The sequence below is a fragment of the Limnohabitans simekii (SeqCode) genome, from assembly GCF_965234735.1.
GTDB classification, from domain to species: Bacteria; Pseudomonadota; Gammaproteobacteria; order Burkholderiales; family Burkholderiaceae_C; genus Limnohabitans; species Limnohabitans simekii.
The window spans coordinates 217,068-235,078 of record NZ_OZ248544.1 but is presented as its reverse complement, the minus strand read 5'-3'; the positions used below and the strand labels follow the sequence as shown (position 1 = coordinate 235,078).

Below are 18,011 nucleotides of genomic sequence, written 5' to 3'. Positions count from 1 at the left end.
CCCCCACAGGAGAAAACGCATGAGTGCAATGGATATTCAAGGCTTGGGCATGGTGCCGGTCGTCATCGAAACCAGCGGTCGTGGCGAGCGCGCCTACGACATTTATTCCAGGCTGTTGCGCGAACGCGTCATTTTCTTGGTCGGTCCGGTCAATGACCACACCGCTAATTTGGTGGTGGCGCAGTTGCTGTTCTTGGAAAGCGAGAACCCCGACAAGGACATTTCGCTCTACATCAACTCGCCCGGTGGCTCGGTGAGCGCTGGCATGGCCATCTACGACACCATGCACTTCATCAAACCCCAGGTGTCCACGCTGTGCACCGGCATGGCGGCCAGCATGGGTGCTTTCTTGTTGGCAGCAGGGGCCAAAGGCAAGCGTTTCTCCTTACCCAATTCCAAGGTCATGATTCACCAGCCTTTGGGCGGCACCCAAGGCCAGGCCACTGAAATTGAAATCGCGGCCCGCGAAATCTTGAAAACCCGCGAGCGTTTGAACCAAATGTTGGCCGAAAACACCGGTCAACCCTTGTCCCGCATTGAGGTGGATACCGAGCGAGATTACTACCTGACGGCCGAAGAGGCTAAAGCCTACGGCCTGGTGGACGATGTAATATCCAAACGTCCTTGATCCTCACACAAAGGTAAGCACGGCATGGCCGACAAAAAAGGAACCACCAGCGAGAAAACGCTGTATTGCTCTTTCTGCGGCAAAAGCCAGCATGAAGTGAAAAAGCTCATCGCTGGCCCCTCCGTCTTCATTTGCGACGAATGCATCGACCTGTGCAACGACATCATCCGTGATGAACTGCCCGCCACTGCACTGCGCGAAGGTCGTGGCGATTTGCCCACCCCTTCAGAAATCAAAAACAACCTCGACAACTACGTGATTGGCCAAGAACCGGCCAAGCGGTCTTTGGCTGTGGCGGTCTACAACCACTACAAGCGCTTGCAGCACAAAAAAGACGCCAAAAAAGACGAGGTCGAGCTCTCCAAAAGCAATATTTTGTTGATCGGCCCCACCGGCTCGGGCAAAACCTTGCTGGCGCAAACCTTGGCCCGCATGCTTGATGTGCCTTTCGTCATGTCGGACGCCACCACTCTCACCGAAGCGGGTTATGTGGGTGAGGACGTGGAGAACATCATCCAAAAGTTGCTGCAAAACTGCAATTACGAAGTAGAGCGGGCCCAGCGCGGCATCGTCTACATCGACGAGATCGACAAAATTTCCCGCAAGTCCGACAACCCCTCCATCACCCGCGATGTGTCGGGCGAAGGCGTGCAACAGGCTTTGCTCAAGTTGATTGAAGGCACCATGGCCAGCGTGCCCCCACAAGGGGGTCGCAAGCACCCCAACCAAGACTTTTTGCAGGTCGACACCACCAACATCTTGTTCATCTGCGGTGGCGCTTTTGCAGGTTTAGAAAAAGTCATTGAAAACCGCACCGAGCGCTCGGGCATTGGCTTCAGCGCCGTCGTCAAAACCAAACAAGAACGAAGCCTCACCGAAATGTTTGGTCAAGTCGAGCCCGAAGACCTGATCAAGTTTGGCCTGATCCCCGAGTTGGTAGGCCGCTTGCCGGTGGTGGCCACGCTCAGCGAACTCACCGAAGACGCCCTCATCCAAATCCTGACCGAGCCTAAAAATGCATTGGTCAAGCAATACGGCAAATTGTTCGCGATGGAAGGTGTGGAGCTTGAAATTCGCCCCACCGCGCTCAAAGCCATTGCCAAAAAAGCGTTGGACCGCAAAACCGGTGCCCGTGGCTTGCGTTCCATCCTTGAACAATCGCTGATTGACACCATGTTTGATTTGCCCAACAGCAGCAATGTGGAGAAAGTCGTGGTGGAAGAGTCCACCATCGACGAAAACAAGCCCCCGCTGCTGGTGTACCGTGAGGCCGCTAAAAAGGCCTGATTCCCTCCCCGGGGCGGCAATAGCTGCCCCTTTTTTTAGATTGGAAGTTTGACCATGTCCGGACAAACCCCCCTGCCTTCAGAACCCATGGATCTGCCCTTGTTGCCGTTGCGCGATGTGGTGGTGTTTCCGCACATGGTGATTCCTTTGTTCGTGGGGCGACCCAAGAGCATCAAGGCGCTGGAATCTGCCATGAGCGCCGACCGCAGCATCATGCTGGTGGCGCAAAAGGCAGCGGCCAAGGACGAGCCTTTGGTCACCGACATGTTCGAGGTGGGCTGCGTCTCCACCATTTTGCAAATGCTCAAACTGCCGGACGGTACCGTGAAGGTGTTGGTCGAGGGCCAGCAACGCGCCACGGTGAATCGCATCGAAGACGGCCCGACGCACTTCAGTTGCAACCTCACCCCGGTCACCTTGCCTGCCGCAGCCGAGCAGGACACCGAGGTGGAGGCCTTGCGCCGTGCGGTCATGCAGCAGTTTGACCAGTACGTGAAACTCAACAAAAAAATTCCGCCCGAAATCCTCACCTCCATTGCCAGCATCGACGACGCTGGCCGTTTGGCCGACACCATCGCAGCGCATCTGCCGCTGAAGTTGGAAAACAAACAAGCCGTGCTGGACTTGCCGGAGGTGAAAGCCCGTTTGGAAAACCTGTTCACACAGCTTGAACGCGAAGTCGACATCCTGAATGTGGACAAGCGCATCCGTGGTCGCGTCAAGCGCCAAATGGAAAAAAACCAGCGCGACTTCTACCTGAACGAACAAGTCAAAGCCATCCAAAAAGAACTGGGTGAAGGCGAAGAGGGCGCGGACATTGAAGAGATCGAGAAAAAGATCAAAGCCGCCCGCATGTCGCCTGAGGCGCGTAAAAAGACTGAAGGCGAGTTGAAAAAACTCAAGCTCATGTCGCCCATGTCGGCCGAGGCCACGGTGGTGCGCAACTATATCGACGTCATGGTGAATTTGCCTTGGAGCAAAAAAACCAAGATCAAGCACGACTTGATGAATGCCGAAGCGGTGTTGAACGAAGACCACTTCGGTTTGGAAAAAGTCAAAGACCGCATCCTCGAATATTTGGCGGTGCAGCAACGCGTCGACAAAGTGAAAGCGCCCATCCTGTGTTTGGTGGGCCCTCCTGGCGTGGGCAAAACCTCTTTGGGTCAGTCCATCGCCAAAGCCACCGGCCGCAAGTACGTGCGCATGGCCTTGGGTGGCATGCGTGACGAAGCCGAAATCCGTGGGCATCGCCGCACCTACATCGGCGCCTTGCCCGGCAAGGTGCTGCAAAACCTGACCAAGGTGAACACCCGCAACCCCTTGTTCTTGCTCGACGAAATCGACAAGCTCGGCGCAGACTTCCGTGGCGACCCTTCAAGTGCGTTGCTTGAGGTGCTCGACCCCGAACAAAACAACACCTTCAACGACCACTACGCCGAGGTGGATTTCGATTTGAGCGACGTCATGTTTGTGGCCACCTCCAACTCGATGAACATCCCGCCCGCGCTGCTCGACCGCATGGAAGTCATTCGCCTCTCAGGCTACACCGAAGACGAAAAAATCAACATCGCCTTGCGCTACCTGATCCCCAAGCAGTTGAAGAACAACGGCATCAAGGAAGAAGAGTTGCTGATTGAAGAATCTGCGGTGCGCGACATCGTGCGCTACTACACCCGGGAAGCGGGTGTGCGTTCCTTGGAACGTGAAATTTCCAAAATCTGCCGCAAGGTGGTCAAGGCCTTGCTGCTGAAATCGCTCACGCCCTTGGTGAAGGTGAACGCCGAGAACTTGAACGACTACTTGAGTGTTCGCAAATACACCTACGGCCGCGCCGAGCAAGAAAACCAAATCGGGCAAGTGGTCGGTTTGGCTTGGACCGAGGTGGGTGGCGACTTGCTCACCATCGAAGCCGCGCTCATGCCAGGCAAGGGCAACATCATCCGTACCGGCTCCTTGGGCGACGTGATGAAAGAGTCAGTGGAAGCCGCCCGCACCGTGGTGCGCAGCCGGGCCCATTCGCTGGGTATCAAGGCTGAAACCTTTGAGAAGAGCGACATCCACATCCACGTGCCAGACGGCGCCACGCCCAAAGACGGCCCCAGTGCCGGTGCCGCCATGACCTTGGCCATGGTGTCGGCCCTCACCGGCATTGCGGTGCGCAGCGACGTCGCCATGACGGGTGAAATCACCTTGCGTGGTGAAGTCACGGCCATCGGCGGCTTGAAAGAAAAGCTGCTGGCGGCACTGCGCGGTGGCATCAAAACCGTGCTGATCCCGGAAGAGAACATCAAGGACTTGCAAGAGATTCCAGACAATGTGAAACAGAATTTGGAGATCGTTCCGGTGCGTTGGCTCGACAAGGTCTTGGAAATTTCCCTGGTGCGCATGCCCACCCCTTTGCCAGATGAAGAACCGGTGGTGGCTGCGCCTGCCAAGGCAGACATTCCAGCAGCGGCATCTGTGAAACATTGAAAGCAGGTCGGTGCAAAGTGGGTCGTTTTTCGGCTATACTTTGCCGCTCAAGCGGGAGTAGCTCAGTTGGTAGAGCGCAACCTTGCCAAGGTTGAGGTCGCGAGTTCGAGCCTCGTCTCCCGCTCCAATTCAAAGGGAAGCTATGCTTCCCTTTTTTCTCTTAACGGCGTGGTAGCAAAGCGGTTATGCACCGGATTGCAAATCCGTGTAGGTCGGTTCGACTCCGGCCCACGCCTCCAAAACAAAAGCCACTGTTGAAAAACAGTGGCTTTTTTCATTATTGTTTCACCAAGCCCACCATCTTCACCATCTCGCCCCATTTGTCATAAGCGGTTTTCATTTCTTGCGCCAATTCGGCGGGGGTGGAGGGCGATGCTTCATAAGCGCCTTTGGCAATGAAATCTTTCACCGTCGGCGTTTGCAGGCTTTGTTTGAGCCAGTCGTTGAGTTTGCGGGTGGTGTCGGCGCTCATGCCGGCGGGGCCCACCACGGCCAGCCAACTGGTCAGGTCGAGTCCGGGCATCCCTTGCTCGCTGATGGTGGGTACATTGGGCATGACTGAATAACGTTTGGCGGATGCCACGCCGATGATGACGATTTTGCCGGTTTGTGCATTTTGAATCGCTGTGGGTGCGGCGTCGAAATAGGCTTGCACCCGGCCTTCAAGCAGGTCGCTGGCGGCGTCTGCCGTGCCTTTGTAGGGGATGTGGGTGATGGGTACTTTGCCGGTCTTACCAAAGGCTTCAGCGTAAATATGCGACGAGGTGCCGGTGCCAAATGAGGCAAAGTTCAACTGGCCGGGGTGCGCTTTGGCCCAACTCAACAACTCGGGCACGGTGCGCACGCCCAGCGACTGGTGCACGGTCAAGACCAAGGGGCCGCGGCTGATGATGCTGACCGGTGTGAAATCGGTGAACGGGTTGTATTGCACGTTGGAGAGCGTGTGCGGGTTTTGCGTGAACACCGAGGAGGGCGCAAACAACAAGGTGTGGCCATCGGGTTTGGCCTTTTTCACTTCCAAAGCCGAAATCATCATGCTGGCCCCGGGTTTGTTGTCAACGATCACCTGCATACCGCTGATTTCCGCCATGCGTTTGGCCACGGCGCGGGCTTGGGCATCCAATGAACCACCCGCGGCCAAGCCCACCACCAGTCGAATTGGGCGGTCGGCTTGCAAACCACTGTTTTGAGCCCAAGCCAGAGGGCTGCTCAAAAGGGCGGTCAGCAAAGCCGCGCCGAGCAGGCGTCGTTGAAATAAAGGGTGGGGCGTCATGGCTGATCCTGGCTGTGTGCAATATCATCGATTATTGATGACGCTGACCCGACAAAACCACCAAAATCATGATGAAAACCATTACACGCACGGATGAACGGATATTGTCAGCCGATGTGTTTGGCCGTGATGCGCAACAAGCACGTGAAGACTTGGGTTTTTGGCAAGAAGACGCGCAGAACATCCCCATCTACCGCCGTAGTCAGGTTTTGGTGGTGGGCGGTGGGCCTTCGGGCACGGCGGCGGCTGCTGCTGCTGCCAAGCAGGGTGCGGATGTGGTTTTGCTCGAGCGCTACAACCACTTGGGGGGGCTCTCCACCGGCGGCTTGGTGATTTGGATCGACCGCATGACCGACTGGCAGGGCGAGTTGGTGATCCGTGGTTTTGCCAAGGAATTGTTTGATCGTTTGCCTGCCGACGCTGTGGCCGGTCCGGACCCCGCAGATTGGGGCTCGCAAGACGCTGACACCGCCAAACATTGGTCGTTTCGCACTGCGGCTTACCACGGCATCGTCACTTGGTCGCCCACCATCGACCCCGAGCGACTGAAGCTGCTCTCGCAGCAGATTTTGTTGGAACGCCAAGTGAAGTTGGTTTATCACTCGTGGGTGGCGGCTCCCTTGATGAAAGACGGTGCTTTGAAAGGCGTGGCCTTCGAGAGCAAGGAAGGGCGCATGGCCATCTTGGCCGATGTGGTGATTGATGCCACTGGCGATGGCGATATGTTTGCCCGCGCCGGAGCTGCTTTCACCAATGACATTGAAGAAGAGGATGTGCACCATTGCATGAACACCTCTTGGATGTTTGCGGGTGTGGATATGAACCGCTGGATCGCGTTTCGCGCCCAGCAGCCCGAGGCCTACAGCGACTTCATGCAAAAAGGGCGTGAGGCCTGTGGCCTGTTTGACCGGCCGTTTGTGTCCTGGCGCAATGATGTGGCTTTGTTCATGGGGCCACGGCAAGCAGGTTATTCCGCCTTGAATGTGGACGATTTGACGGCGGTGGAAATCCGCTCGCACATGGCGATGGACGCGCACTTGGCGTTTTACAAAGCCCATGCGCCAGGCTTCGAGCAGGCCTACCTGATGTTGTCCGCGCCGCAAATTGGTGTGCGCCATGCCCGCCGTTTGACGGGCGTGGATGCGGTGTTGCGCAGTCGCTGGTCGGATGGTGTGGCCTTGCCCACCGAGATTGGTGTGACGCCTGCGGTGTCGCCCAAGTTTCCCAACATCTCGATTCCCTATGGCGCCTTGGTGCCTGAAAAGCTCGACGCTTTGTTGGCTTGTGGCCGCCATGTGTCCTGTGATCGCAATTCGCATGGCTTCATGCGTGAAATCCCGCAGTGCTGGATCACCGGGCAAGCCGCTGGCGTGGCAGCGGCGTTGGCGGTGCAACACGGCATTCAGCCGCGCCATGTCAACGTGGCCGAATTGCAGCAAGCCTTGTTGGCGCAAGGCGTTTACCTGCGCCCCCACAACGCTTCAGAACCACCTGCTGAGGCTGAAACAACCAGCGCCCAACAGGTGCAGGCATGAGCATGCAACTCACCGAAGAAGAAAAAGCCATGCGAGACGGGCGCGATGGCGCGGCCGTGGCCAAAGCCATGGACTTGCTGATTCGCTATGGCAATGCCCTGGGGGCAGCTGATTTTGTGGAAACCCGCAATGTCTGCGGCACCGTCACCGCCACGACGCCCTTCATGCGCGACTTCGCCATGGCCAAGGGCGGCTTTGACGCGGTGTTCAGCGAATTCAACTTAGACACGGCGGATGTGGTGGAAGTGCCGCAAGTGCGGGCCAAGAGTTTTCACTTGCAATTGGGTTTCGATCCGAACCACCCCAAAGAGATGGGTGTGAGCGAAGAAACCGTGCAGTTTTACCGGCGCAGTGAAGCGGTGGTGGCCCGCATGGGCGTGAACATGATCAACACCTGCACACCTTATCAAGTGGGCAATGTGCCAGCCTTTGGCGAGCACTGTGCGTGGATGGAATCTTCGGCCGTGGTCTATGCCAATTCGGTGTTGGGGGCGCGTACCAACACCGAGGGGCGTGAGAGCACCAGCGCGGCCATGCTGACCTGCCGTATTCCAAGATGGGGTTTGCATTTGGATGAGAACCGCCAAGGGCAGGTGGGCGTGAAAATTGAATGCACCCCCCAGACGAATGAGGATTGGGGATTGCTGGGCTACTGGATGGGCCATTGGGTGCAAAACCAAGTGGCGGTGTTGGACGGCGTTCAGCATCAACCCGATTTGGCGAGTCTGAAACACTTTGGCGCAGCCGCTTCAAGTTCGGGTGGCGTCGAGCTTTTTCATTTGGTGGGCGTGACGCCCGAAGCGCCGAGTTGGGCCAAAGCTTTTGGCGGCAATCCAGAGGGTGAAGTGCGCATCTACGACGCCCAAGCACGTGCGCAAACCTTGGACAAACTCAACGGGCAAACCCAAAACACCCAAGTGGACTATGTGATGCTGGGTTGCCCGCATTACAACTTGGCGCAAATGCAGCGTGCTCTGGAACTTCTGAACGGTCGCCGTATCAGTGCGCAATCTGCGCTGTGGCTCTTCACGCCGCATGACATCAAGTCACAGGCCGATGCACAGGGCCTCACTGTGGCCTTGGAACAAGCGGGCGTGAAAATCCTCACCAACAGCTGCTCGGCCATGAGCCGCGCTGTGCCACCTGGCACACGGGTGGTGGCCTTGGACTCGGCCAAGCAAGCGCATTACCTGCCCGCCATCTTGGGCGTGCAAGCCTGGTTTGGCACGACGGCGCAATGCATTGACGCCGCTTGCACGGGTGTTTGGAGCCACGCATGAGCACTGAGTTCCAGCTCAAGGGCAGGGTGGTCGTGCCCGGTGTGGTGTCGGCCCAAGCGCTGGTCAGCACCGAGCCCATTTCGGGCTGGGGCGGTGTCGATCCGCGCACCGGCACCATCGTTGAAACACGCCATCCACTGCGTGGTCAATCCTTTGCGGGCAAGGTGTTGGTGTTTCCAGGGGCCAAGGGTTCATCGGGATGGTCTGCGCAATTTCACACCGCACGTTTGATGGGCATGGCCCCAGCCGCTTGGTTGTTCAACCTGATGTGCACCAAGGTGGCCTTGGGCGCGGTGGTGAGCCACTCGCCCGCGATGACCGACTTTGACCAAGACCCGTTGCAGCTGATTCAAACCGGCGATTGGGTCCATGTCGATGCCGTCCATGGGGTGGTCACAGTGAGCCGATCTTGATGCGCATCAATGGGTTTTCTGTTGAAGTCTGTCAAAACCACAAGCCTTGAACGCCATCAACCAAGAGTTTGATGGACACCAACATCAAGGCGATTTGCACCCATCGAAAAAACCATTTGTCATGAATGATTTTGGTCAGGTAAGCGCCAACATACGTCCCCACCAAGGCCGTAGGAATCAACCATGCGGCCTGTGTCAAGTCGGCCAATGAATAAGGATTGAGCTGTTGGTAGGGAATCACCTTCACCAAATTGACGATGGCGAAGAAAATCGTTGCAGTGCCAGCAAAAACAGCTTTGGGAAGTTGTTGTGGCAGGACAAACACCTGAAAGGGTGGGGCACCGGCGTGAGATATGAAACTTGTAAAACCGGCCAATGCGCCCCAAAAAGCACCTTTTTTCCTATCAACGCCTTGGGCGGCTTGCGGTGATTGACGCAGCCAGATGTTCAGGCAAAAACCAATGCCAATACAACCGATCAAGAGTTTGACGGCACTGTCTGATGTGTAGGCGGCGGTCAACCAACCAACGAAAATGCCCACCATGCTTGCGGGCACCAACACCTTCAAATTAGGCAGGCTGAAATTTCGGCGGTAGAGCCAAACACTCACCATGTCCGAGATCACATAGATGGGCAACAACAACACCGCAGCCTTGACGGGCGAGATCACCATCGACAACACAGGGACGGCCAGCATGCCAATGGTGGGCAGTCCGCCTTTGGATAAACCGATCAGCAAGGCGGCAAAGCTGGCCAGCACGAGATAACTGTCCACCACCATGGGTCAAAAGCGAGTCGTTGTGAGTGACAAGGTCAAGTCGTTCACCCTGGCCAGACCGCGTCGTGCTCGGGCACCACAGCGCGTATTTTCAATTCGCGTTCAATGCGTTGACGCAAGGTGTCCGAAGCTGAATTTTCGCCATGCACCACATAGACCTGAGAGGGTGGCTTGGGCATTTTTTTCAGCCAGTCGAGCAATTGGTTGGCGTCCGCATGGGCGGAGGCCGAGCTGAGTTGAACAATCTCAGCTTTCACATTCAGGTCTTTGCCATGCATGCGGATGGTCGGGCTGCCGCTGGCCAAGGTGGCACCGCGGGTGCCAGGCGACTGATAGCCCGTCAAGACAATCATGTTGCGGTGGTCTCCCACGTAGTTGGCCAAGTGGTGCAACACCCGCCCGCCAGTGGCCATGCCACTGGCCGCCAAGATCACCATCGGCCCGTGGTGTTTGATCAGGGCTTTGGATTGTTCGGGCGTTTCCACCATGGTCGCCACATGGTCCATGGCTTGCACTTCGGCAGCGCTCAACCGATGCTCACCCATGTGCTTGTCAAACAAGGCCGTGGTGTGGATGGCCATCGGGCTGTCCAAGAACACGGGCAGGCCATGAGGAATGTCGCCTTGTGCTTTGAGCTGCGCGATGCTGTGCAACACGGCCTGTGCGCGGCCCACGGCAAACACCGGCACCACCGCCACGCCGCCACGAGCTGCCACGCGTTTGAGGGCCACAGCCAATTCAGCATTCAAGTTGTCTTTGGGGTGGCTGCGGTCGCCATAGGTGGATTCGATCAACACCGTGTCGGCCTGCGGTGGGTCCGCCGGTGCATTCATGAGGCTGTCGTCAGGACGCCCCAGATCACCTGAAAACAGAATGCGTTTGCCAGCCACTTCCAACAACAAACTGGATGCGCCCAAGATATGACCAGCCGAACTGAACTGGGCCTTCCAGCCTTTGACGGGCTCAAACCATTGGCCCCATTTCTCAGTGTGGAAATGGCTGATGCAGTTTTTCGCGTCCAGCTTGGTGTAAAGCGGCAGTGCAGGTGTGTGCTTGGAGAAGCCATGTCGGTTGGCAAAGTTGGCGTCTTCTTCTTGAATATGCCCACTGTCGGGCAACAAGATGTTGCACAAGTCGCGGGTGCCCGAAGTAGCGTGTATCCGACCCCTGAAACCCTCGCGCACCAACAAGGGCACGTAGCCGCTGTGGTCCAAGTGGGCGTGGGTCAAGATGACCGCATCCACTTCAGATGCGGGCAGCGGTAACGGGTTCCAGTTGCGCAAGCGCAATTGCTTGTAACCTTGGAACAAACCACAGTCCACCAACACGCGTTTGCCATCATGCTCGACGCAGTATTTAGACCCTGTGACGGTGCTTGCACCGCCTAGAAAACGGATGTTGAGGCTCATGCTTCATCATAGAAGGATTTTTTCCCTGAGAATGAAGCCATGAAAACCATGCCTGATTTAGAAAGCTTGGATTTGAAACCCCAAGCGCACCGCTTGGCGTTTGGCGATCCCGAGTTCATGTTGCGACGTGAAGCGCGAGGCATTCGTTTGCAGTTGGAGTTGCTCAAGCCCGACTTGATGCAGTCTGAAGCGGGCATTGAGCACACCGTGGTGGTGTTTGGCAGTGCACGATTTGTGTCCTTGGAGGTGGCGCAATCCATGCTGGCGCATGCCAAAACGCAGGGCGATGTTGTCCTGCAAGCGCAGGCCGCATTGGCAGTTCGAAATTCAAGCTATTACGAAGCTGCACGGGCTTTTGCCAGCTTGGTGTCACAGGGCTGTGCTGGACTACCAGCCTGCGATCGCTTGACGATTTGCACCGGCGGTGGCCCGGGCATCATGGAAGCAGCCAACCGTGGGGCACAAGAAGCTGGTACGCCATCGGTCGCCTTGAACATCGAGTTGCCCCACGAACAAGAGCCCAATCCGTATGTGACTGAAGGTTTGAGCTTCAAGTTTCATTACTTCGCGATTCGCAAAATGCACTTCATGATGCGGGCCAAAGCACTCGTTGCGTTTCCAGGTGGCTTCGGCACTTTGGATGAATTGTTTGAAATCCTCACGCTGGTTCAAACGCGCAAGTCCAAAAGGGTTCCCGTCTTGCTTTATGGCACGGCCTACTGGAAAAAGGTTGTCAACTTTGAGGCCTTGGTAGAGGAGGGCACCATCTCAGCCGCAGATTTGGACTGGTTTCACTTCGTCGACGATCCGGCGCAGGCATGGGCGCAAATCAAGACTTTTCACGGCTTGTGACGGCTTCTATTCTGAAAATCTCCCTTTTTCTTGTCATCAAGATGGTTTTTCAACCAGCTCGGACCCGGAAAAATAAGGGAATGTCTTGTGCCAACCGCATATTTTTAGGGCGACAATGCTTGGATATCTTCGCCTCGGCTTCTTCTAGACATGTCTGATTCCCCCATCCTCGTTACCCAATCACTGACCAAAGAATTCAAAGGTTTTGTGGCTGTAAGCAATGTCAATCTGAGTGTTCAGCGAGGTCACATCCATGCTTTGATTGGGCCCAATGGTGCCGGCAAAACCACCTGTTTCAATTTGCTGACCAAATTCCTAGAACCCAGCAGTGGTCAAATCATTTTCAATGGCGTGGACATCACGGCTGAAAAACCAGCTCAAATTGCACGCCGGGGCATCATTCGATCTTTTCAAATTTCAGCCGTGTTCCCACAAATGACGGTGCTGCACAACGTGCGCATCGGATTGCAACGCCAACTCGGCACTTCCTATTTTTTTTGGCGCAGTGACGCCTCGTTGAATCAACTCAATGACCAGGCCATGGCGTTGTTGGCCGAGGTGGATCTGACCGACTTTGCCCAAACAATGGCGGTCAATTTGCCCTATGGCCGCAAGCGTGCCCTGGAAATTGCCACCACCTTGGCCATGAACCCCGAGTTGATGTTGCTGGATGAACCCACCCAAGGCATGGGTCATGAAGATGTGGAACGGGTGACACAACTCATCAAGAAAGTCTCGGCCGGGCGCACCATCCTGATGGTGGAGCACAACATGAATGTGATCGCCAGCATTGCCGACAAAATCACAGTGCTTCAACGGGGCGCTGTGTTGGCTGAAGGAAGCTACAACGAAGTCTCGAAAAACCCCTTGGTGATGGAGGCTTACATGGGCACGGCTGACGGCGTGCTGGCAGGAGCACACGCATGAGCCAAGTGCCAGCGCTGGAAATTCGAGACCTTCATTCCTGGTACGGCGAATCACACATCTTGCATGGCTTGAGTCTGCAAGTGCAGCCTGGTGAAGTGGTCACGCTGTTGGGTCGCAATGGGGCAGGCCGAACAACCACCATGCGAGCCATCATGGGCTTGGTGGGCAAACGGCAAGGCTCCATTCGTTTGCATGGCGAAGAAACCATTGGCTTGCCCACCCACAAAATTGCGCACCACGGTGTGGGTTATTGCCCCGAAGAGCGCGGTATCTTTGCCAGTTTGTCTTGTGAAGAAAACCTGTTGTTGCCGCCAGTGGTATCTGGCCGTGGCAAGCCCATGTCGCTGGATGCCATTTATGCCATGTTCCCCAATTTGAAAGAACGGCAACACAGCCCCGGCATGCGTTTGTCGGGTGGCGAGCAACAAATGTTGGCGGTGGCCCGGATTCTGCGCACCGGTGCCAATTTGTTGCTCCTTGATGAAATTTCAGAAGGTCTGGCGCCAGTTATTGTGCAGGCCTTGGCTCGCATGATCACCACCTTGAAAGCACAAGGTTTCACCATTGTCATGGTCGAGCAAAACTTTCATTTCGCAGCACCTTTGGCCGATCGGTTTTACGTGATTGAGCATGGCAAGGTGGCTTTGCAATTCTCAGCCGATGAATTGCAAAGTCAAATGTCAGCACTGAACGAATTACTGGGCGTTTGATGGCCTGCCAAATCCAATTCAGATGACTTGAGGAGTTACAAATGAAATTCAAAAAAATACTCGTTGCCGCAGTTTGTTCCGCTGCTTTGTTTGCGGCGCATGCGCAAAATACACCCTTGAAAATCGGCTTTATCACCGACATGTCGAGTTTGTATGCAGATATTGATGGACCTGCAGGTGCCGAAGTGATCAAGATGGCGATTGCTGATTTTGGCGGCAAAGTTTTGGGCCGCAACATTGAACTCTTGACGGTCGACCACCAAAACAAAGCCGACATCGCCGCATCCAAAGCGCGTGAATGGATTGACCAACAAAACGTGGCCATGATTTTAGGCGGCACCAACTCTGGGACGGCCCTGGCCACCAGCCGAGTGGCGGCAGAAAAGAAGCGCATCTACATCAATATTGGGGCAGGCTCTGCTCGCTTGACCAACGAAGAATGCACCCCCTACACCATTCACTATGCCTATGACACCGTGGCTTTGGCCAAAGTAGCAGGCAAGGCCATCATAGATCGGGGGGACAAAGATTGGTTCTTTCTCACGGCTGACTATGCGTTCGGACATTCCTTGGAAAAAGATTCTTCTGATGTGGTCAAGGGCAATGGCGGTCGTGTCATGGGCACGGTGCGACATCCTCTGAATGCCTCTGATTTCTCGTCCTTCTTGTTGCAAGCCCAGAGTTCCAAAGCGCAGGTATTGGGTTTGGCCAATGCCGGTGGCGACTTCGTCAACAGCATGAAGGCTGCCAAAGAGTTTGGCGTGGATAAGAAAATGAAGATGGCTGGTTTGCTGGTCTTTATCAACGACATCCACGCCTTGGGTTTGAAAAACACCGAAGGTTTGTTGACCACCGACAGTTGGTATTGGGACCAGAATCAGGAGACACGCCAATTTGCTGCGCGCTTTTTTGAAAAATTCAAGCGCATGCCCAGCAGTGTGCAAGCGGGCAATTACTCTGCGGCACTCACCTACTTGAAGGCTGTCAAGGCCGCCAATTCAGATGACGCGGACAAAGTTCTGGCGATGTTGAAGAAAAACAAGATCAACGACATGTATGCCAAAAACGGCTTTATCCGCGAAGATGGGCGCATGGTTCACGACATGTTCTTGTTGCAAGTCAAAAAACCGTCTGAGTCCACCAAGCCTTGGGACTACTACAAGCAACTCACCATGGTGCCTGGCGCACAAGCCTTCACGCCCTTGTCTGATTCCAAGTGCGCTTTGTTGAAAAAATAAGCAATCCTTCATCCATCAGATCGCATTCAACATGGAACTTTTCGGCATCCCGCTGTCCGCTGTTCTAAGCCAACTTTTGCTTGGCTTGGTCAATGGCTCTTTTTACGCCATTTTGAGTTTGGGCTTGGCCGTCATTTTTGGGTTGCTCAATGTCATCAACTTTGCGCATGGTGCTATGTTCATGATGGGTGCCATGGTCACCTGGATGGGCTTCACCTATTTCGAGTTGTCTTACTGGAACATGTTGTGGATAGCCCCTTTGGTGGTCGGGGCGTTTGGTGTGTTGATTGAAAAAACCATGCTGCAGTGGTTGTACAAACTGGATCACTTGTATGGTTTGTTATTGACCTTTGGTGTGACCTTGATGATTGAGGGCGTGTTTCGTTTGATCTATGGGTCATCGGGGTTGTCTTACAGCGTGCCAGAGGCTTTACAAGGCGCCACCGATTTGAATTTCATGGTCTTGCCCAACTACCGCGCTTGGGTGGTTGTTGCGTCCTTGGTGGTTTGTTTTGCCACTTGGTTTGTGATTGAAAAAACCAAGTTGGGCGCCTATTTGCGCGCGGGTACTGAAAACCCACGATTGGTCGAAGCCTTTGGCATCAATGTGCCTTTGATGGTGACACTCACCTATGGATTCGGGGTGGCCTTGGCCGCTTTTGCTGGCGTCTTGGCAGCACCCATTTACCAAGTGGCCCCGCTGATGGGCTCGAACCTCATCATCGTCGTGTTCGCTGTGGTGGTCATCGGTGGCATGGGTTCCATCATGGGCTCCATCCTCACGGGGCTGGGCTTGGGTGTCATCGAAGGCTTTACCAAGGTGTTTTATCCCGAGGCTTCGAGCACGGTGGTCTTCATCATCATGGCCGTGGTCTTGTGGTTGCGTCCTGCTGGCCTGTTTGGAAAAGAGAAATAAAAGAGACTGATGCAGATGAACAAAGCCATTGTTTTCACATTGTTGCTGTTGGCAGGCGTGTTGGCCCCCATGGTGGTGTACCCCGTTTTCATGATGAAGTTGTTGTGCTTTGCTTTGTTTGCTTGCGCCTTCAATTTGCTCATTGGTTACACCGGTTTGCTGTCCTTTGGGCATGCTGCTTTTTTAGGTGGGGCAGGCTATACCGCGGGTTATGTCCTGCGTGATTTGGGCTGGTCACCCGAGTTGGGCATCTTGGCTGGGACCCTGTTTGGCGCTGTCATGGCTTGGTTGATGGGTGGTTTGGCCATCCGTCGACAAGGTATTTACTTCACGATGATCACCTTGGCCCTCTCACAAATGCTGTATTTCTTTTTCTTGCAAGCGCCCTTCACGGGCGGCGAAGACGGTTTGCAAGGAATTCCCCGGGGTGCTTTGTTTGGCCTGATCGATTTGAAAAACGATTTGACGCTCTATTACTTGGTGTTGGCGATTTTTGTTTTTGGCTTTTGGCTCATCCATCGCACCATCCATTCACCATTTGGCCAAGTGCTTCATGCGATCAAGGAAAACGAACCGCGTGCCATCTCCTTGGGCTATGACGTCAATCGCTATAAGCTCTTGGTGTTTGTACTGTCTGGCGCACTGGCTGGGTTGGCTGGCGCGACCAAGGTGTTGGTGCTTGGCTTTGAAACCCTCACCGATGTGCACTGGAGCATGTCTGGTTTGGTGGTCCTGATGACCTTGGTTGGTGGATTGGGAACGGTCTTGGGCCCGATTTTGGGCGCGTTTTTCATCACTGTTTTGGAAAACAAAATGGGTGAAATCGGTGTGCTTTTGCAAAACATCACTGGTGTTGAGTGGTTTGCCAATTTGGGCGAGTCTGTGACCATCGTGACCGGTCTGATTTTCGTGGTTTGTGTGTTGATGTTCCGTCGCGGGATTGTTGGCGAACTGCTGCACCGCATTTCTTCAAAGGGTATCCAATGAATCAAGCTCTAGCAAACACCAGTTCGGTCAGTGCCTCAGAGGACGCGACCTACTTGAAGGTCACTTGGCGGTTGATCCCCTTTCTCTTGGTTTGTTACATCATTGCTTACCTGGACAGGGTGAATGTCGGCTTTGCCAAACTGCAAATGCAAAGCGCTTTGGGCTTTTCAGATGTGGTCTATGGCTTGGGCGCAGGTATGTTTTTCATTGGGTATTTCTTTTTTGAAGTACCTAGCAACATCATCTTGCATCGGGTTGGCGCCCGCAGATGGATTGCACGCATCATGGTCACCTGGGGTGTGATTTCAGCCAGCATGATGTTTGTCGAAACTGAAATGCAGTTTTATGTGATTCGCTTTTTATTGGGTGTTGCCGAAGCTGGTTTCTTCCCCGGCATCATTTTGTACCTCACCTACTGGTACCCTGCGCAACGCCGTGGCCGCATCGTTTCCTTGTTCATGACGGGCATCCCCTTGGCGGGCGTGATTGGTGGCCCCTTGTCGGGTTGGATCATGAAAACATGGGACCAAGTTTGGGGTTACCAAGGTTGGCAGTGGATGTTTTTGCTAGAAGCTTTGCCTGCCATTGTGGTTGGATTCATGGTTTATTGGTATTTGGACGATCGCATCACCGATGCCAAGTGGCTCTCCGAGTCAGAGCGTCAAATGCTGGCGCAGCGCATCGAAGAAGAAGACCAAACCAAAGAGCACATGCCTGTCATGGCTGTGCTGAAGAACAAACGGGTATGGGTGATGAGCGCCATCTATTTCAGTTTGGCCATGAGTTTGTATGGCGTGAGCTTTTGGCTTCCCACTATCATCAATGGCATGGGTGTCAAAGACAATTTAACCATTGGTCTGCTGTCAGCTGTGCCTTGGTTGGCGGGGGTTTTTTCGATGTTGTGGTTTGGCCGCAGTGCTGACAAACACAAAGAGCGCCGCTGGCACCTGGTCATTCCCATGTTGATGGCGGCGACTGGCTTGGTCTTGTCAGTTCTCCTTGCCAGCAATGTGTATTTGTCTTTTCTTGCACTGATCTTGGCCTGCATGGGCATCGTCTCAGGCATTCCCTTGTTTTGGAGTCTGCCCACCTCTTTTCTGGCCGGAGCGGCGGCGGCTGCTGGTATTGCTGCCATCAACTCGATAGCCAATTTGGCTGGTTTTGTCGCGCCCTATGTGGTGGGCTGGCTCAAACAGATCACGCAGTCGACCGATTCAGGCATGTACATGTTGGCTTGTGTTTTACTCATTGGCGCGGCCATCACGTTGACCATCCCCGGTAAGTTGGTGAATCGTTGAAGTCGACC

General features: G+C 54.8%; 16 protein-coding genes and 2 tRNA genes. 15 read left to right on the top strand and 3 right to left on the bottom strand.

Translation table 11 applies throughout. From position 1 onward, the window contains the following. Positions 1-19 precede the first annotated feature (19 nt). The 5 genes from clpP (at position 20) to AC8GFP_RS11785 (ending at position 4,626) form a co-directional block, all read left to right on the top strand. Complete coding sequence (clpP, locus tag AC8GFP_RS11805; protein WP_506613417.1) at positions 20-628, top strand: ATP-dependent Clp endopeptidase proteolytic subunit ClpP; 609 nt, start codon at positions 20-22, stop codon at positions 626-628. A 24-nt stretch (positions 629-652) separates the two neighbouring features. Then, positions 653-1,915, top strand: a complete 1,263-nt coding sequence (gene clpX / locus AC8GFP_RS11800) for an ATP-dependent Clp protease ATP-binding subunit ClpX (RefSeq protein WP_506613415.1) — start codon at positions 653-655, stop codon at positions 1,913-1,915. A gap of 54 nt (positions 1,916-1,969) precedes the next feature. Continuing rightward, positions 1,970-4,387 (top strand): endopeptidase La, encoded by a 2,418-nt coding sequence (lon, locus tag AC8GFP_RS11795; protein WP_506613414.1) that lies wholly within the window; start codon positions 1,970-1,972, stop codon positions 4,385-4,387. Positions 4,388-4,438: 51 nt separating this feature from the next. Next, a tRNA-Gly gene (locus AC8GFP_RS11790) sits at positions 4,439-4,514 on the top strand. Positions 4,515-4,552: 38 nt separating this feature from the next. After that, positions 4,553-4,626: transfer RNA gene (locus tag AC8GFP_RS11785), tRNA-Cys, on the top strand. 38 nt (positions 4,627-4,664) lie between these two features. Here the strand turns inward: AC8GFP_RS11785 and AC8GFP_RS11780 are convergent. Further along, complete coding sequence (locus tag AC8GFP_RS11780; RefSeq protein ID WP_506613413.1) at positions 4,665-5,660, bottom strand: Bug family tripartite tricarboxylate transporter substrate binding protein; 996 nt, start codon at positions 5,658-5,660, stop codon at positions 4,665-4,667. Between the two features lie 71 nt (positions 5,661-5,731). On the opposite strand from AC8GFP_RS11780, the gene AC8GFP_RS11775 reads away from it, so the two are divergent. The 3 genes from AC8GFP_RS11775 to AC8GFP_RS11765 are packed head-to-tail and all read left to right on the top strand — an operon-like array spanning position 5,732 to position 8,888. Continuing rightward, positions 5,732-7,195, top strand: a complete 1,464-nt coding sequence (locus AC8GFP_RS11775; RefSeq protein WP_506613411.1) for an FAD-dependent oxidoreductase — start codon at positions 5,732-5,734, stop codon at positions 7,193-7,195. Further along, positions 7,192-8,475, top strand: coding sequence for an aconitase X (locus tag AC8GFP_RS11770; protein WP_506613409.1), 1,284 nt, complete (start codon positions 7,192-7,194; stop codon positions 8,473-8,475). The genes AC8GFP_RS11775 and AC8GFP_RS11770 overlap by 4 nt, the downstream gene beginning before the upstream one ends. Next, a complete protein-coding gene (locus AC8GFP_RS11765) occupies positions 8,472-8,888 on the top strand; it encodes an aconitase X swivel domain-containing protein (RefSeq protein ID WP_506613407.1) in 417 nt (138 codons plus the stop codon). The genes AC8GFP_RS11770 and AC8GFP_RS11765 overlap by 4 nt, the downstream gene beginning before the upstream one ends. Positions 8,889-8,919: 31 nt before the next feature. Here AC8GFP_RS11765 and AC8GFP_RS11760 read toward each other — a convergent pair whose 3' ends face one another. Together AC8GFP_RS11760 and AC8GFP_RS11755 are read right to left on the bottom strand one after the other, a co-directional pair. Beyond that, complete coding sequence (locus AC8GFP_RS11760; protein ID WP_506613405.1) at positions 8,920-9,669, bottom strand: sulfite exporter TauE/SafE family protein; 750 nt, start codon at positions 9,667-9,669, stop codon at positions 8,920-8,922. 41 nt (positions 9,670-9,710) lie between these two features. Beyond that, positions 9,711-11,075 carry an MBL fold metallo-hydrolase RNA specificity domain-containing protein gene (locus AC8GFP_RS11755; protein ID WP_506613403.1) on the bottom strand — a complete coding sequence of 455 codons (1,365 nt, stop codon included), beginning with the start codon at positions 11,073-11,075 and terminating at the stop codon, positions 9,711-9,713. Positions 11,076-11,114: 39 nt separating this feature from the next. Here AC8GFP_RS11755 and AC8GFP_RS11750 point away from each other — a divergent pair, with 39 nt between their 5' ends. From AC8GFP_RS11750 to AC8GFP_RS11720, 7 genes are all read left to right on the top strand, one after another. Beyond that, on the top strand, positions 11,115-11,927 hold the full coding sequence (locus AC8GFP_RS11750) for an LOG family protein (RefSeq protein WP_506613401.1): 813 nt from the start codon (positions 11,115-11,117) through the stop codon (positions 11,925-11,927). Positions 11,928-12,077: 150 nt separating this feature from the next. Continuing rightward, on the top strand, positions 12,078-12,854 hold the full coding sequence (locus AC8GFP_RS11745) for an ABC transporter ATP-binding protein (protein ID WP_506613399.1): 777 nt from the start codon (positions 12,078-12,080) through the stop codon (positions 12,852-12,854). Next, complete coding sequence (locus AC8GFP_RS11740; RefSeq protein WP_506613397.1) at positions 12,851-13,564, top strand: ABC transporter ATP-binding protein; 714 nt, start codon at positions 12,851-12,853, stop codon at positions 13,562-13,564. Before AC8GFP_RS11745 ends, AC8GFP_RS11740 begins: the two co-directional genes overlap by 4 nt. A gap of 41 nt (positions 13,565-13,605) precedes the next feature. Continuing rightward, complete coding sequence (locus AC8GFP_RS11735) at positions 13,606-14,802, top strand: ABC transporter substrate-binding protein (RefSeq protein ID WP_506613395.1); 1,197 nt, start codon at positions 13,606-13,608, stop codon at positions 14,800-14,802. A 31-nt stretch (positions 14,803-14,833) separates the two neighbouring features. Continuing rightward, positions 14,834-15,718: a branched-chain amino acid ABC transporter permease gene (locus tag AC8GFP_RS11730; protein ID WP_506613393.1), complete on the top strand. Its 885-nt coding sequence runs from the start codon at positions 14,834-14,836 to the stop codon at positions 15,716-15,718. A gap of 15 nt (positions 15,719-15,733) precedes the next feature. Continuing rightward, on the top strand, positions 15,734-16,705 hold the full coding sequence (locus tag AC8GFP_RS11725) for a branched-chain amino acid ABC transporter permease (RefSeq protein ID WP_506613391.1): 972 nt from the start codon (positions 15,734-15,736) through the stop codon (positions 16,703-16,705). Continuing rightward, positions 16,702-18,003 carry an MFS transporter gene (locus tag AC8GFP_RS11720; protein ID WP_506613389.1) on the top strand — a complete coding sequence of 434 codons (1,302 nt, stop codon included), beginning with the start codon at positions 16,702-16,704 and terminating at the stop codon, positions 18,001-18,003. Before AC8GFP_RS11725 ends, AC8GFP_RS11720 begins: the two co-directional genes overlap by 4 nt. Positions 18,004-18,011 lie beyond the last annotated feature (8 nt).

Coding starts and splice junctions, on each gene's coding strand:
- AC8GFP_RS11755 (WP_506613403.1), bottom strand. CDS start 11,075: ATGAGCCTCAACATCCGTTTTCTAGGCGGTGCAAGCACCGTCACAGGG.
- AC8GFP_RS11730 (WP_506613393.1), top strand. CDS start 14,834: ATGGAACTTTTCGGCATCCCGCTGTCCGCTGTTCTAAGCCAACTTTTG.
- clpP (WP_506613417.1), top strand. CDS start 20: ATGAGTGCAATGGATATTCAAGGCTTGGGCATGGTGCCGGTCGTCATC.
- AC8GFP_RS11775 (WP_506613411.1), top strand. CDS start 5,732: ATGAAAACCATTACACGCACGGATGAACGGATATTGTCAGCCGATGTG.
- AC8GFP_RS11750 (WP_506613401.1), top strand. CDS start 11,115: ATGAAAACCATGCCTGATTTAGAAAGCTTGGATTTGAAACCCCAAGCG.
- AC8GFP_RS11725 (WP_506613391.1), top strand. CDS start 15,734: ATGAACAAAGCCATTGTTTTCACATTGTTGCTGTTGGCAGGCGTGTTG.
- AC8GFP_RS11770 (WP_506613409.1), top strand. CDS start 7,192: ATGAGCATGCAACTCACCGAAGAAGAAAAAGCCATGCGAGACGGGCGC.
- clpX (WP_506613415.1), top strand. CDS start 653: ATGGCCGACAAAAAAGGAACCACCAGCGAGAAAACGCTGTATTGCTCT.
- AC8GFP_RS11740 (WP_506613397.1), top strand. CDS start 12,851: ATGAGCCAAGTGCCAGCGCTGGAAATTCGAGACCTTCATTCCTGGTAC.
- AC8GFP_RS11765 (WP_506613407.1), top strand. CDS start 8,472: ATGAGCACTGAGTTCCAGCTCAAGGGCAGGGTGGTCGTGCCCGGTGTG.
- AC8GFP_RS11745 (WP_506613399.1), top strand. CDS start 12,078: ATGTCTGATTCCCCCATCCTCGTTACCCAATCACTGACCAAAGAATTC.
- AC8GFP_RS11735 (WP_506613395.1), top strand. CDS start 13,606: ATGAAATTCAAAAAAATACTCGTTGCCGCAGTTTGTTCCGCTGCTTTG.
- AC8GFP_RS11760 (WP_506613405.1), bottom strand. CDS start 9,669: ATGGTGGTGGACAGTTATCTCGTGCTGGCCAGCTTTGCCGCCTTGCTG.
- AC8GFP_RS11720 (WP_506613389.1), top strand. CDS start 16,702: ATGAATCAAGCTCTAGCAAACACCAGTTCGGTCAGTGCCTCAGAGGAC.
- AC8GFP_RS11780 (WP_506613413.1), bottom strand. CDS start 5,660: ATGACGCCCCACCCTTTATTTCAACGACGCCTGCTCGGCGCGGCTTTG.
- lon (WP_506613414.1), top strand. CDS start 1,970: ATGTCCGGACAAACCCCCCTGCCTTCAGAACCCATGGATCTGCCCTTG.